Consider the following 15,487-nt stretch of genomic DNA (forward strand, 5'->3'; position numbering starts at 1 on the left):
ATCACCTTAAACACGTTGTGTATTAACTATGCTATTCTCTGAACCAAAACTATTAGGTACGTAGTCATCAGCTTGGTGATCATTGTCCCAAATACTGTCATTAACTAAATATCTAAAGTGGAATTGTTTATCGTTTGGCAAACGTTGCTTAATTTTAAAACATCGCTCTTTTTTATTAAACTTCATAGCAACTGGTTGCCAGTCCGTAAATTCGGCAACTAGCTGTACTTTTTCTGCCTCAGGGTGGCTGAATTCAAATGTGACTTCTGCTTCATCTTTAGTTTTAAAAAATCGTTTACTTAACATAGCGGGCTCCAACTAAACTCAACGTTTATTAATCTGTGCACCGTGCTTTGTTCAACTACTCAACATCTGCCGGGGTATACTGATATTAGTTAATCAGATAAATATTTATGCATTATGACAGTGCAATAAAAAAAAATTCGCACTAACTCTGTGCAAAAAAAGAACAATCCCATTCGCTCACACAAAGCAAGCTAAGATCTGCAAGTTTTAAACCAGTGTTTAGTTATTAAACAAATCTCAATGCACAAAATAGATAAAACTTTGCCTCTGGTAAAGTGAAATAAACTAATGCGACGTAATATAAAAACTCAACTAAGACAGTAGATTAACTACTCTAAAAACGCTCACTTGATTTTTTAACAAAGGCAACACTTAACATTTGTCACTTTAACTCACACACTATATACTGAAATAAAAGTACCACCCCCAGAAACAAGTTTTAATAATAAAAATTGGGGTCATTATGGTTAAATGGAATGATAAAAATTTTTCGTACGGTCAGTATTGCTATCATAGTTCTTATTGTGTTTTGCTATGGGCTAAATATATTATTAACAAAGCAAATCAACGATGTTTCACCACAACAATCTAGCATTGCGATCCGTACATTCCCTATTGCAAATACACAACTAATCACTCCTCCTTGGTATAATCCTATTTTGAGTGGTCACCGAGTGATCACCAGCGCTGGCAACGACTATCTTTTAGTTAGAGTTACGGATACTGATTTTGTGACCGCTAAGTCGTCGTCTTTATTGCTTGCGACCTTACTTTCCCCGGCAAATTTGATCATTGTCATTTTAATGGGTTTGTGGTTAACCTGGTATTTGGGCAACTTAAAACGCATTAAGCAACAAAAAACCACCATTGAGCAATTAAACCTACAAACAGATAAATTATTAGCTTCGTTTAATATTCAATTACCCTCTGTTGAAGTATCAAATTCTGTTGCTCGGTTAAATCAAGCGCTATCAGCTCTGAACTCCCATATCTCAACCTATGCTCGTGAAACGCAAACCAGCATTAGCCAAGACAAACTCACACTGCTTATTGATCGCCATGCTTATATTGAACATTTAGAAAAGCAACTAAATAGTGCTGAACTTGAGAAAATTCACTGCGCATTGTTGTTCATTGATTTAGATGGATTTAAACAAGTAAATGATTCGTTTGGCCACAGTTTTGGTGATGAAGTCTTAATTCAAGTTGCAGAACGTTTGGCGAGTGTATTACGTAACCATAAACTCAATGATGTAAACCCAACGAGCATGTTAGAACAAAACCTAGCGCGTTTGGGTGGTGATGAATTTTCAATATTTATCAATAATATTGACTCAGATTCTAAAACACTTGAAGTAGCGCAAAATGTATTAAATGAAATTGAGCGTGATTTTGTCTTAGGTAATAAGCTCATAAAAATAAGTGCAAGCGTCGGCATTGCTGTTTACCCAGAAAGCGCCTCAACTCCCCACGCTTTGTTACAAATGGCGGATGTTGCAATGTACCGAGCCAAAACCGATGGTCGCGGTATCTTCAAAGTCTACTCCCCTGAAATGGGTAACAAAATGCGCCGCTATCATTACTTACTTGAGGAGCTGCGTTTAGCTATTGCTTGTCAAAATTTTCACCTTTCGTTTCAACCAATCGTCAATGTTGAAGACTGTGCGATTGACTATTTTGAAGCATTGGCCCGCTGGGACCACCCGGTGGAAGGCCTTATATCTCCTGTTGAGTTTATTCCTATCGCTGAAGAGTCAAACTTAATTTTAGAGCTTGGTGATTGGATCATGCTTGAGTCATGCCGCCAAATGTCAGCTTGGCATAATGCAGGAATGCGCAAAGTAAAAATATCGGTCAACGTCTCTGGTATTCAATTAAAACATCGGCCAATTTTTGACTGGGTAATGACAAAACTCGCTAAAACAGGTCTACCCGCTACGGCCTTAATGTTAGAGATTACAGAGTCAACGCTTATCACAGCCAGTGACAGCATTATCGAAGAGTTAGAAAAGTTACGTAACAAAGGGGTCACCATTGCTATTGACGACTTTGGCACAGGCTTTAGCTCACTGAGTACGCTGGCTGACTTACCTATAGATGTTATAAAAATAGATAGACTCTTTACTGCTCAAGCGAACGAGAATCCTAAATATAATGAAATACTTAACTCAATTAGTGAACTGGGCACAAAACTCGGTCTGAAAATTGTAGCTGAAGGCGTCGAGCAGTTGGAACAATTCGAATTAGTGAAAAGACTCGGCATAAGTAGTGTACAAGGTTACCTTGTCAGTCGGCCTCAATCTTCTGTTAATGTTGGCTGTAAAGTACTGCAAGGTAATGTTAACCATATCGCAGCGACTGGCACCGGTGTGTGGCAATTAGAGAGCGAAGCAAAATAGTTTTAATATAGTAATTAGTCATAAAATACAGCATAATAATCAAAACTTTAATACCCACCTCAAACGTTTATGCTTAAAAAAAGCTTTTATGCCACGCTGCTGATTTTTGTTATTAGCGCCAGTGTTATTATCGGTACTTCAATCCATACCCTATACAGCAAAAAGAGAGTGTCTGTTGATCCTCGGCTAAAAGAAATTTCTGGAATTGAGTTCGACAAATCCATGAGGTTATGGGCTATAAACGATGGCGGCGATGACGCCAAACTTTATCGGTTAGCCGACGATGGCTCTATTGCCAAAGAAGTGTTGGTGACAAACGCTAAAAATATCGATTGGGAAGATATGACTCAAAATGATTTTGGCCATTTCTTTTTAGGTGATTTTGGCAACAATAAGCAAGAGCGCAAATGGTTAACAATTTATAAAATTGAAAATCCTATCGACATTAAAGGAAATACCACACAAGCGGAAATTATTAAATTTACTTACCCTGAGCTCAATAGTCAGCCTGTAGCACCGGACAAACGAAATTTCGACTTAGAAGCGTTTGTCTCGTTTGGCCGCCATTTATATTTATTCACTAAGAATCGCACTAAACCCTTTGATGGTATAACCAATGTATATAAAGTAGGCGATCATGCTGCAAATTTTGATGCCCAGTTGATTGACTCATTTCAAACTTGCACGACGATGGAGAAACTTTGCTGGATAACCTCTGCCGCACTTAGCCCAGACAGGAAAAAACTCGTACTCCTTGATTCCACCAGCATATGGCTATTTGAAAACTTTACTGGAGATAAATTTTTCTCTGGTGATGTATCCAGAATAGATTTAGGCATTGTTACTCAAAAAGAAGCCATTACCTTTTATGATGAAAATACCCTTATCTTCACAGATGAGGAATTTAAAGGAATTGGTGGCAACGCTTATGTAATAAAGTTGGATGAAGTCGAGAAAAAAATCATCCGTCAACTACCAAATAAGTAACGCTGTATTTAAATTCAAATACAGCCCACAGGCGTTATAAATATCATACAATTAACGATTGAATTTGGTTTCTAAAATAACAGATGAAGTGGTTCTTTCCACCCCATCGAGGTTACCTATATCATCCAGTAAATGACTCAGTTTTTCTAAGTTTTGTGCCTGTACAACGGCGATTAAATCAAATTCACCACTAATCGCGTATAGCTGAGAAATAGCATCAATTTGTTTAAGCTCCAAATTCGTTTTGGTCGTCAATTTTTGTTTAACCTTGATAGACACATGGGCCGCAACCATGGCATTTAAATAGGCTTCACCGTAGTCAACACTGTAACCTTTGATGACACCCGTTTCTTCTAATTTTAACATTCGACTTTGTACAGTAGAGCGCGATAAGTTCAACGCTCGCGCTAGGTCAGAAATACTTGCTCGCGCATTGGTTCGTAAAATAGCGAGTAACTTTTCATCTTGCTTACTAATCATTTTGACAACCTAATTCATCAATATGACTTTTATTATAATCATTTTACACAATTTAGCACTGCAAATTTAACTAACGAAGCTAGATAATAGAACAATAAAAACAATTTAGCCGCTTACGGCAATTTTATTTGATTGTGATTAACAATTAACTCGTTAAACAATCAATTTTTCTGTTTTATTAAAGGTGCGACAAATGCAAGTTACAAGAGATTTATTCAACGATGTCATGGTTCCTAACTATAACCCTTCTGCAGTTATCCCAGTTCGCGGTGTTGGATCGCGAGTATGGGACCAAAATGATAAAGAGTTTATTGATTTTGCCGGTGGTATTGCTGTTAACTGTTTAGGCCATTGTCACCCTGCCCTGGTAAGTGCTTTGCAAGAACAAGGCGAAAAAATATGGCATTTATCAAATGTTATGACCAACGAACCCGCGCTTCGTTTAGCTAAGAAAATAACCGACGCGACATTCGCTGACAAAGTCTATTTTGCCAACTCTGGCGCCGAAGCCAATGAAGCCGCACTAAAACTTGCTCGCCGTTTTGCCTTAGATGTACACGGTGAAGATAAAACACAAATAATTGCATTTAATAAAGGCTTTCATGGCCGCACATTCTTTACCGTCACTGTCGGTGGACAAGCTGCTTATTCAGATGGTTTTGGCCCGAAACCTGCGGCTATTGATCACTGTGATTACAATGACCTTGCTGCATTTGAAAAACTAATTAGTGATAACACCTGTGCTGTGATGATGGAGCCATTACAAGGTGAAGGCGGAATTATCTCGCCAACAGCAGAGTTTATCAAAGGTGTGCGGGCTTTATGTGATAAGCACAATGCATTACTAATTTTTGATGAAGTGCAAACCGGCGTTGGCCGCACTGGCACTTTATATGCTTATCAAGAGTTAGACGTAACACCTGATATTTTAACCACGGCTAAAGCACTCGGTGGCGGTTTCCCTATTGGTGCAATGATCACCACAACAGATATTGCAAAGCACCTTAAAATCGGCACACATGGTTCTACCTATGGCGGCAACCCTCTTGCTTGTGCAGTGGCCGAAGCCGCTTTTGATACAGTTAATACAGCGCAAGTACTTGCCGGTGTTAAAGAGCGCGAACAAGTATTTCGAGATGGATTTGCAGCAATCAATGAAAAATATGATGTATTTAGTGAAGTGCGTGGGAAAGGTCTATTATTAGGTGCGGTATTAAATAGTAAATTTGAAGGTCGAGCACGAGATTTTTTAGTAGCCAGTACTGAACAGGGCTTAATGAGCTTAGTAGCCGGTACTAATGTGATTCGTTTTACACCCTCTTTAGTGATCCCATTGGAAGATATTAAAGAAGGTTTAGCACGTTTTGAAAAGGCTGTCGCGGCTGTTGTGAAAGGTTAATCTATTTTAGCGCCCTGTTAAATACATGGGCGCTAATGGAGTAAAAGAATGCAAGTATTACGTCCTATAACAGCAAATGATTTTGATGCACTTAAGCAAATTGCCGTTGAATCTGGCCATGGTTTTACCTCGCTTCCAGTCGATGATCAACTCTTGTTAGAAAAAATCGCACGCGCTGAAAATAGCTTTACTAAAGACATTAATCAGCCTCACGATGAAAGTTACCTATTTGTACTTGAAGACAGTGAAACAGGTGATGTTGTTGGTACCACCGCTATTGAAGCTGCGGTTGGACTGAACGTTCCTTTATATCATTACCACTTAGGCAAAACCGTTCATCACTCTCGTACACTAAACGTTTATAATACAGTTGATATACTCAGCATGTGCAACGACTATACGGGTTGCTCTGAGATTTGTACCTTATTTTTACGTGAAGCTAGCCGCAAAGGACTCGCTGGACGATTTTTATCTCGTTCACGGTTTTTATTTATGGCACAACACAGTGAACGCTTTGCCGATACTATTATCGCCGAAATGCGCGGTGTCAGTGATGAAAATGGCCATTCTCCTTTTTGGCAATGGTTAGAAGAGCACTTCTTTAGTATTGAATTTCCTCAAGCAGATCATCTCGTGGGCTTAGGCGACAAAGTGTTTATCAGCGAGTTAATGCCAAAATACCCTATTTATGCCAATTTACTCAGCCAAAAAGCGCAGGCTGTTATTGGCCAAGTACACGAAAAAACCAAACCTGCACTTAAGCTACTTGAAAAAGAAGGCTTTGAACATCGCGGCTACGTTGATTTGTTCGATGCAGGACCTACCGTTGAAGCAAAGCTCGGTAATATACGCAGTGTACGAGAATCATTGGTCTGTCCAATTTCTATCGGTGAGCTCGATTATGTAGACGAGCAAAGCTCTGACACATTGGCGATTTGCAACCAAGGCGTGAGTGACTTTAGAGCCACATTCACTAAACATGCCCATTATAATCACGCTAAGCATACCCTAATTGTTAGCAAAGACGTTGCCCTCGCACTTAAATTAAAACAAGGGGATGCAGCGCGATTTTTCCGCCTGTAAACCTCAGTAGGAATAGTATGAATTCAGAATCTCTCAATACACAATTAATCAATAACCAGTGGCAAGCAGGTCTTGGCCACACTTTTAATTCAGTAAACCCAAGTAATGGTGAGATTATTTGGCAAGGTGCAACTGCAAACCCAGCACAAGTTGATAGTGCAATTAAAGCGGCACGCCAAGCCCAGTACTCTTGGACAGATACGCCGATCTCACAGCGTATCACCATCTTAGAAAATTTTGTAGCCCAGTTAAAAGAACACAGCGAAGAGTTTGCCACCATCATCGCCCGAGAAACAGGTAAGCCATTGTGGGAAACTCGTACAGAAGTAGGCGCAATGACAAGCAAAGTTGCCATTTCAATCAAGGCTCATAATGAGCGTACTGGAATGACCGAAAACCCAATGCCTGGCGCAAAGGCATTTATCCGCCATAAACCACACGGTGTAGTGGCTATATTTGGCCCTTATAACTTCCCGGGTCATTTACCAAACGGACACATTGTACCGGCCATTTTAGCGGGTAATACAGTGGTATTTAAACCTTCTGAATTAACCCCTTATGTTGCGCAGTTTACTTTAGAGTTATGGCTAAAAGCTGGCTTACCTAAGGGGGTAATAAACCTAGTTCAGGGTGAGGTTGAAACAGGTAAAGCGCTAGCTAGCCACCAAGATATTGATGGTTTATTTTTTACCGGAAGCTCAAACACTGGCCATCTATTACATAAACAATTTGCAGGCCAGCCAGGTAAAATTTTAGCATTGGAGATGGGCGGTAATAACCCACTTATTATTAAAGATGTAGCTGATATTAGCGCGGCGACTCACGATATTATTCAGTCTGGCTTTATTACGTCAGGGCAACGCTGTACCTGTGCCCGCCGTGTTTTTATCGAAAACAGTAAAAATGGCGATGCTATTTTAGCAAAACTTATTGAAGCGACTAAAAATATCCTAGTTGCTGACAGTTTTGCTGAGCAGCAACCTTTTATGGGCGCGATGATCAGTGAACAAGCAGCACTTGGCATGCTCAAAGCTCAGCAAAGCTTAATTGATTTAGGTGCAAAGCCATTAGTCGAAATGCAACACTTAGCGTCTGGGACAGGCTTTGTCAGCCCGGGAATTATTGATGTTACCCACATTAAGGCAATGCCAGATGAAGAGCATTTTGGTCCACTGATAAAAGTATACCGTTATGACGACTTTGATAACGCGATTGCAGAGGCTAATAATACATCTTTTGGCCTATCAGCAGGGCTATTAAGTGATTCAGCCACAGATTACCAACATTTTTTAACACGAATTCGTGCCGGTATTGTTAATTGGAACCGCCCTATCACTGGTGCTTCTAGTGCAGCACCATTTGGCGGTATTGGGGCAAGTGGTAATCACAGAGCCAGCGCCTATTATGCTGCAGATTACTGCTCGTACCCCGTTTCATCAGTAGAAGCCGAGCACGTTAGTTTACCAACAACCCTCGCGCCGGGCTTAATCATAGAATAATTAATAGACAACTCAGTCACAAAATTAAGGAATTAAAATGCATACAGATGTGAATACGCTATTTGACAACTTATGGCAAAACTACCTCGAGGTAACACCGTCGGCCGTTAAAGTACATGAATTACTTGGCTCAACGCAAAAAGATGACGTTATTAATGACCATATTGCGCTACGTACCTTCAATCATGAAAAAATAGGTCTGGAAAAACTGGCTGCCCATTTTCTAGCAATTGGCTATAAAGAATGTGGTGAGTACCATTTTGAAGCGAAAAAATTGTATGCGAAACATTATGAGTATCCAGACACAACACAACCCAAAGTATTTATTTCTGAATTGCTCGTTGAGAAATGCTCAGAAGAGCTGCAAACGATTGTCAATGACATGGTAGCAAACATAGACGCCGATACTGTCTCAGCGGATGACTTCTTATACTCAGGCCCCCATTGGCAAGTAAGCTCTGATACGTATAAAAAACTACTAAGCGAAAGTGAATATGCTGCATGGATGTCAGCATGGGGCTACCGTGCTAACCACTTCACAGTGAGTATTAATGAACTAGCCAAATTTGATAATATTGAAGATGTAAACCACGCCCTAAAGGAGGCAGGCTTTGCTTTAAATACATCTGGCGGTGAAATAAAAGGTTCACCTGAGGTTTTACTCGAGCAATCATCCACGCTTGCTGATGATTATGCCGTTGAATTTAGTGATGGCACTATGAGTGTACCTAGCTGTTTCTATGAGTTTGCCCTACGTTACAACAAACCTGATGGCAAACTTTACACTGGCTTTGTTGCCGCGTCAGCTGATAAAATATTCGAAAGTACTAACGCACGTTAGTTAGACCATCGTAAAATAAATATAGACCAAACCTCACTTTATAAGTGAGGTTTTTCATCAATAATTTAATAGTCATAACAAACGCAATCAATAACGCTAAAATCACTGATATATAATAGCTAAAACATTTTTAATTATTTTAAAAAAAACTATTGCGCAAATTTAAAACTGACTTTATTATCACGCCGCTTCTTGATGATAGCCAATCCGAGTACATTACAAACCTAGTTTGTAGCAAGGCAATAGAGCAACTATCCAAGAGTGAATTTGACTGTATGAAGACCAAAATAATTGGCTTCGACACACTTAATGACACTCAACCGACTGATGGATAGATCCAATGCGGTTGCTCAACTCGGAGAATATAATGGCTTTATCAACTGACGTAACAATCAAAGTACCTGCAGCAGCGGTTGCGGCAAATCAACCTATTCATGATGAAATTGCACAACCGTCTAACAAGCTTATTGAACAATTAGTCACGCAACATGGCGCACCACTGATGGTGTTAGATTGCGATGCTGTTCGTTGTCAATACCGCGCTCTTAGCAATGCATTACCTGGCGTTACCTTGCACTTTGCACTAAAACCATTACCTCATGCAGCAGTAGTGCGTACTTTGCTTGAAGAAGGTGCGAGCTTCGATTTAGCAACAAGTGGTGAAGTTGATTTAGTAGCAAGTCAAGGCGTACCAAGCGAACGGACTATTCACACTCACCCTATTAAGCGTGATGCTGATATTCGCGATGCCCTTGAATATGGCTGTAATGTATTTGTTGTTGATAACATAAATGAACTTGAGAAGTTTATAGCTTACAAAGAAAGCGTTGAAATTTTAGTTCGCTTAAGTTTTCGCAACGCCGATGCATTTGCTGATTTATCGAAGAAATTTGGCTGCAGTCCAGCAATGGCTATCGAAATCATTACCTATGCTAAACAGCTTGGTATTCGCATTAAAGGATTATCGTTCCATGTTGGCTCACAAACAGCAAGCCCAGCAAAATACGTCAGCGCTATTGAAGCGTGTAATCTAGTGATTAAAAACGTTGCTGAATTAGGCTTACCTGCGCTGAGCACCTTGGACATTGGCGGTGGATTTCCAGTACCGTACAGTAAAGATGTGTTACCGATTGATGAGTTTTGCGCACCAATAAACGATGCATTGGCAAAACTACCAGATACAATAAGAGTAATTGCAGAGCCGGGACGATTTATTGTTGCTAGTTGCGTAACCAGTGTTGCATCAGTCATGGGGCAAGCTGTTCGCGAAGGCAAACCTTGGTACTACTTAGATGATGGTATTTATGGCTCTTTCAGTGGTTTAATGTTTGATGAAGCTGCGTACCCTATCGACTCTTTAAAGCAAGAAGGTGCGCGCGTAGAATCAGTGTTAGCGGGACCAACGTGCGACAGCATTGATGTAGTCAGCGATGCAATTATGCTACCTAAATTAAATAACGGTGATTTGATAATCAGCCGTATGATGGGCGCATATACGTTGGCAACGGCGACAGACTTTAACTTTTTTAAACGTGCTGAAGTGATTGTATTAAATGAGCAAATACAAAGCCAAGTTTTAACTGGCTAAATAGCTCCTCAACTATGAATACGTTGGCTTGTATGCATATACATAAAACGCAGTTGCTTGTTGCAACTGCGTTTTTTTATTCGTGATAAAGTCAAATTCTCCACTATAAAAATAGCGGCTTATAATCATTTTCTAATTGCTCGAATGACAAATCACCGATAAAGCGACCAAAACTAAGCCAAGTCGCTAAGCCTCGTAAATCTTTAAAATGGGGCGGCACAAACTTTGGCTCTTCAATAACGCCTAATTCATACAATTGTGAAATTAACCTAAAGTCATCAATTGATATTTTACCCACCAGTAATAACGGTAATTGATCAATTCGACCAAGCTGAATAGCGACACGGATTAGGTTATACACTAAAACAAAGCCTTTAATGTAGGCTATGTCTTTGGTAAATGGTAAACCTGTGGGAGTACTGCCACGGAAAACTCGTTGTGCTAACGTATAGCTTTCGTCCTTGCTTAACCCTTGTGCTACATAATCACGATATATATCGATAAATTCTGCACCATCAATCACCTTTGTTACCGCTTGGATCCGATTGACCAGTTTTGCTAAACGCCGTGGTGTAGATTTAAGGGTGATTATCTCTGTTAGCACAGCAAGGCCTTCTTGAGTGACCGTAGAGCTTGGCGTCCCTTTACTCAAACACGTTAAGTAAGGCTGCGCTAACCCATTTTGTGTGGTGCCAACATGTATCCAGCCTTCATGCACTTCCAAAATATCTAGCTCTCTTTGAGAAAACTTAACATCTTGATTAAGCTTGATGTTATTAGCACCAGCAGCAGCATCGCTAACAATACCATCACTGAGTATGACCTCCACATCAATGCCCGCCATACTGGTATTCACTTGTTCTGCTAAAATTTTCACGGCTTCTTCAGCGCTAATACTTTTCGGATCATCAGGGAGTATGTCGGCATCTAATAAATCTTTAAGTGGCATTTCAAGCATGTTTGCAAGCTCTGATAGAGATGGCTCACCCGCATGAAATAAATCCTTAGGATGACCAAATAATTCGACAGATAGATCATGGAACTCACCCGTACCGCGGTACTCAATCATACTCAGCACGGTTTTGTATTCAGTGCACATTTTACTCATATATTGAGCTATTGGGTTTAACTGCCCTAATTGGCTAATAATATTACGGTTGAGATCTGAAAAGGCCTGACGTAACTCACTGGGTACAAAGCCTAAGTCGCGCTGTTGATAATACGCTTTATCAATCAGTGGATTTTTTTGACATTTTTGTTTAAAGAATTCCTCTTTAACATGCTTGTCCCAATTGATAGCATCTAAAATTCTAATAGGTGTTTGCAGGGCGATTAAACGGTCTGATAATTCGCGTGTTTTAAGGAGTAACGCTTTATCCATCATAATCATAACTCAGTGAAATTTGAGCTTTGAGAATAGGTTAATTCGACTCATTTTCAAAGTAATATTTATAGGCAAAATTTAAATTTTAAACCATAGTTAAACCAAATATAAATAGCATTCGTATTGTATTGTCAGGAGGTATTATGAAAAACGAAATTGATGGAAAACACATATTATCCGCGTATGAACGTATCATCCAACACGGTGAAAATACTACCGATGGTAAGCTTTACCAAGGTGTAACCGCCTTTTCTGATATTGATGGTTATACTATTTATCTTAAAGGCAGTGGCGTACTACTTAGATTTGGCTTTCACAACACCTATCACTTAGATTATGAACACGATAAACATAAAGATGACTTTTTACAGAAGCTCAGCAATATAATTAATGAGAAATAGGATCCAAGGTGACACGTTCACAACGCCGCAGACGAACAACACCGACTCGAAATACCCTATTTATCAATCGAGTCATTGCCGCTTTGCAAGCCGATCCGAGCAAACTTGCAATCATCCGTAATAATTTGAATGAATACCGCCAGCAACCGTTCCTAAAACGCGGTTTTTTAATAGCCATAGAGCGTTTTGACTGGGTGTTTGAGGCAACTGATGATGTGCAACAAATCTGTGAGCAAATAATGGCTGATGACTATATTGGCAATCGACTCAGGCGCTACCCTCTTCTCTTTAAGGGAGTAATCAATGAGGCCTCATTTAACGTACCTGATTAGCAAACTGTCGCTTATAGGTGATAGATGCTGTAAAAAATGATAAGTTGCGGCAATTTTATTATTTTGAGAACTTTGCTATGTCAAAAGCTGTCGACACTGCAAACTCGACCAACGCAGAAAAACAATCAGGTTTATTCAACCGGTTTTTAGCAACCGTCGAGTTTTTGGGGAACATGTTGCCCCACCCAATCACCCTTTTCGCACTATTTTGTGTGGCTATTATTGTGTTCAGTGGTATTGCTGATTGGTTTGGATTAAGTGCCATTGACCCACGTCCAATCGGCTCAGCTGGTCGCGATCCAGATGGCGTTATTGAAGTTGTAAGCTTATTAAGTGCTGAAGGGTTACAACGAATTGTCACAGGCCTCGTCACTAACTTCACCAGTTTTGCGCCGCTTGGCACTGTACTCGTTGCTTTATTAGGCGTCAGTGTTGCAGAGCACTCAGGGTTATTGTCAGCCGCTATGCGTGGTATGGTCATGGGTGCTTCAAAACGTTTGGTTACCTTTATGGTGGTGTTTGCGGCCATATTATCAAATACCGCTTCAGAACTGGGTTATGTAGTATTGATACCGCTCGCAGCCATGATATTCCACAGCCTTGGTCGTCATCCACTTGCAGGTTTAGCTGCGGCATTTGCTGGGGTATCAGGCGGGTACAGTGCCAACTTATTATTGGGCACCATTGACCCATTACTGGCGGGCATCACTACACCTGCAGCACAAATGATTGATCCTAACTATCAGGTAAGTACTGAAGCTAACTGGTACTTCATGATGATTTCAGTATTATTAATTGCTGTTTTAGGCACCTTAGTCACCGAAAAAATCGTTGAGCCACGCCTTGGCAAATACAACCCAGATGAAGCCAGTGACGACTTACCAAGTAGCGATATTCAAGGTCTGAGCGCTCGTGAAAAGTCAGGCTTAAAATGGGCAGGCTTTTCATTGTTACTAATTGGCTTACTGTTGGCTTGGACCATAGTGCCTGAAGGCGCTATATTAGCGCACCCAGAGACCGGAGGGTTCCAGCACTCACCTTTTTCTAAAGGGATAGTGGTGTTTATTTTTGTTACCTTTGCAATTCCAGGCTTTGTTTATGGCCGCATTGTTGGCACTATGAAGAACGATAAAGACGTGATCAATGCCATGAGTAAAAGTATGAGCTCAATGGGCATGTATATCGTTTTAGTCTTTTTTGCAGCACAATTTGTGGCATTTTTTAAATGGACGAATCTAGGCACAATTTTAGCCATCAATGGCGCAGCGTTGTTACAAGCACTCAACCTCACTGGGCCAGAAATTTTTGTACTGTTTATATTGATGTGTGCCTTGGTTAATTTAAGCTTAGGCTCATCATCAGCACAATGGGCAATTACAGCCCCAATATTCGTGCCTATGCTAATGCTGATTGGCTATGCGCCAGAAACAATTCAAGCAGCGTATCGTATTGGTGATTCTGTCACTAACTTGATCACCCCAATGATGAGTTATTTCGGCTTAATATTAGCGGTAGCAACTAAATACAAAAAAGATATGGGGATTGGTACTTTAGTCGCGACCATGTTGCCATATAGTATGATCTTTTTTGTCGGCTGGGTGGCCCTATTTTACTTATGGGTATTTGTATTAGGTATGCCTGTTGGGCCTGGCTCACCTATTTATTACACTCCTTGATCTTAGTTTGAAAATAATACCAGCAATCGCTGGTATTATTTTATATCTTGCTGTTTTTATATATAATATTTGAAACTCTAGCTTTTATTTATATTATGTCTCACATCGGCTTTTACAGTGTTTTACCCTTATTGGTTTTTTCTCAAATTGCATATGCTAATGCAACTAAAGAGCTGGAATCATCATTTGCCACCGCACTTGTCTTAACTGATGGCGATAGTATTACCTTAGGTTATGGTAACTTTGACCCAAAAAGCTTTTTTGACTCCTCACATAAGCCCGAAAACGATGACGGAATAATTGACCTCAGGCATCAACTTTCGTTGTACAGCATCCCCTACGATTATGAGTTAACTCCGCAATTTTGGGGTTATAAAAGCACCTTACACAGCCAAATTAGTTATTTAAAGCAACGCCAAAACATACGCTTTTTTGAAGATATCGTTGCAGACAGCGATACAGATTCAATGCACAGTGCCATGATAGGCATAAGTTTTGAAAAGCCTATAAGCTCAAAATGGTTTTATCGATTGCGCATCAACTCACATTTAATGCATTTTGAAAATGACTACAACTATAACTCTGAACGAAGCCAAGCTGAGCTAAAACCTCAGATTGATGGCCTGTATACAAATATACAAAGCAATGCCTTAATGCTAAACCCAACGGCTTCTTTAATATACAGATTACCGCGTCACTGGGGCTATTACGAATATAAATTAAAGTTCAGTTATTACTATGGCTGGGCATTATCACAACCACAGCAACTTGATTCCGTCAGACCCGAAAGCTGGCAAACCAATAACGGGATTAAAGCTAATTTTAACATGTTGAAAATCTATGACTTCCAGCAATCATTTTACGTAAAAGCGCAACGGGTAGATTTAGGCGCCGACAGTCGACCCCCCCTTGGTACCGACCATTTTTATGAATACGGGTTTGGCGTGCTTTGGGATGTTTCAAAATGGACCGATTGGTTTGACAACTTTGGCATAGGTATAAACATCAATAATGGCAGCTCCCTAGACGGTGGTACAATTGCTATTTATTTTAATGAAATTTAATAAAGATCTACGTATTCATTTTAACCACAAGGATTGCTACAATATTGA

The 15,487-nt window shown here is 40.1% G+C and carries 14 protein-coding genes; 11 read left to right on the forward strand and 3 right to left on the reverse strand.

Annotated elements, in window-relative coordinates; genetic code table 11:
* Window positions 1-6 precede the first annotated feature (6 nt).
* Complete coding sequence (locus NQT69_RS10460) at window positions 7-306, reverse strand: isoamylase early set domain-containing protein (RefSeq protein ID WP_256827619.1); 300 nt, start codon at window positions 304-306, stop codon at window positions 7-9.
* 476 nt (window positions 307-782) lie between these two features.
* On the opposite strand from NQT69_RS10460, the gene NQT69_RS10465 reads away from it, so the two are divergent.
* Both NQT69_RS10465 and NQT69_RS10470 read left to right on the forward strand, forming a co-directional pair.
* The gene (locus NQT69_RS10465; protein ID WP_256827620.1) at window positions 783-2,705 is read left to right on the forward strand and encodes a putative bifunctional diguanylate cyclase/phosphodiesterase; all 1,923 of its coding nucleotides are present in this window, start codon (window positions 783-785) and stop codon (window positions 2,703-2,705) included.
* Between the two features lie 69 nt (window positions 2,706-2,774).
* On the forward strand, window positions 2,775-3,692 hold the full coding sequence (locus tag NQT69_RS10470; RefSeq protein ID WP_256827621.1) for a hypothetical protein: 918 nt from the start codon (window positions 2,775-2,777) through the stop codon (window positions 3,690-3,692).
* A gap of 51 nt (window positions 3,693-3,743) precedes the next feature.
* Here the strand turns inward: NQT69_RS10470 and NQT69_RS10475 are convergent, their stop codons facing one another.
* Window positions 3,744-4,172 (reverse strand): Lrp/AsnC family transcriptional regulator, encoded by a 429-nt coding sequence (locus NQT69_RS10475; protein WP_087531560.1) that lies wholly within the window; start codon window positions 4,170-4,172, stop codon window positions 3,744-3,746.
* A gap of 193 nt (window positions 4,173-4,365) precedes the next feature.
* Between NQT69_RS10475 and NQT69_RS10480 the strand changes: the two genes are divergently transcribed.
* The 5 genes from NQT69_RS10480 to NQT69_RS10500 all read left to right on the forward strand — a co-directional run bounded on the left by NQT69_RS10480 (window position 4,366) and on the right by NQT69_RS10500 (window position 10,582).
* Window positions 4,366-5,571, forward strand: coding sequence for an aspartate aminotransferase family protein (locus NQT69_RS10480; protein ID WP_256827622.1), 1,206 nt, complete (start codon window positions 4,366-4,368; stop codon window positions 5,569-5,571).
* A 48-nt stretch (window positions 5,572-5,619) separates the two neighbouring features.
* A complete protein-coding gene (gene astA, locus NQT69_RS10485) occupies window positions 5,620-6,654 on the forward strand; it encodes an arginine N-succinyltransferase (protein WP_256827623.1) in 1,035 nt (344 codons plus the stop codon).
* Window positions 6,655-6,671: 17 nt separating this feature from the next.
* Window positions 6,672-8,153, forward strand: a complete 1,482-nt coding sequence (gene astD / locus NQT69_RS10490) for a succinylglutamate-semialdehyde dehydrogenase (RefSeq protein ID WP_256827624.1) — start codon at window positions 6,672-6,674, stop codon at window positions 8,151-8,153.
* A 37-nt stretch (window positions 8,154-8,190) separates the two neighbouring features.
* A complete protein-coding gene (locus NQT69_RS10495; protein ID WP_256827625.1) occupies window positions 8,191-8,994 on the forward strand; it encodes a DUF1338 domain-containing protein in 804 nt (267 codons plus the stop codon).
* A gap of 367 nt (window positions 8,995-9,361) precedes the next feature.
* The gene (locus NQT69_RS10500; RefSeq protein WP_256827626.1) at window positions 9,362-10,582 is read left to right on the forward strand and encodes a type III PLP-dependent enzyme; all 1,221 of its coding nucleotides are present in this window, start codon (window positions 9,362-9,364) and stop codon (window positions 10,580-10,582) included.
* Window positions 10,583-10,685: 103 nt separating this feature from the next.
* On the opposite strand, the gene NQT69_RS10505 is transcribed toward NQT69_RS10500, so the two are convergent.
* Complete coding sequence (locus NQT69_RS10505; protein WP_256827627.1) at window positions 10,686-11,966, reverse strand: flavohemoglobin expression-modulating QEGLA motif protein; 1,281 nt, start codon at window positions 11,964-11,966, stop codon at window positions 10,686-10,688.
* A gap of 143 nt (window positions 11,967-12,109) precedes the next feature.
* Between NQT69_RS10505 and NQT69_RS10510 the strand changes: the two genes are divergently transcribed.
* The 4 genes from NQT69_RS10510 (at window position 12,110) to NQT69_RS10525 (ending at window position 15,439) form a co-directional block, all read left to right on the forward strand.
* The gene (locus NQT69_RS10510; protein WP_256827628.1) at window positions 12,110-12,367 is read left to right on the forward strand and encodes a DUF3081 family protein; all 258 of its coding nucleotides are present in this window, start codon (window positions 12,110-12,112) and stop codon (window positions 12,365-12,367) included.
* Window positions 12,368-12,375: 8 nt separating this feature from the next.
* Complete coding sequence (locus NQT69_RS10515) at window positions 12,376-12,699, forward strand: hypothetical protein (RefSeq protein WP_256827629.1); 324 nt, start codon at window positions 12,376-12,378, stop codon at window positions 12,697-12,699.
* A gap of 77 nt (window positions 12,700-12,776) precedes the next feature.
* A complete protein-coding gene (locus NQT69_RS10520; protein ID WP_256827630.1) occupies window positions 12,777-14,375 on the forward strand; it encodes an AbgT family transporter in 1,599 nt (532 codons plus the stop codon).
* Between the two features lie 95 nt (window positions 14,376-14,470).
* Window positions 14,471-15,439 (forward strand): Solitary outer membrane autotransporter beta-barrel domain, encoded by a 969-nt coding sequence (locus NQT69_RS10525; RefSeq protein WP_256827631.1) that lies wholly within the window; start codon window positions 14,471-14,473, stop codon window positions 15,437-15,439.
* The last annotated feature ends 48 nt before the right edge of the window (window positions 15,440-15,487 follow it).

The organism is Pseudoalteromonas shioyasakiensis (assembly GCF_024518675.1).
Classification (GTDB): Bacteria; Pseudomonadota; Gammaproteobacteria; order Enterobacterales; family Alteromonadaceae; genus Pseudoalteromonas; species Pseudoalteromonas shioyasakiensis_B.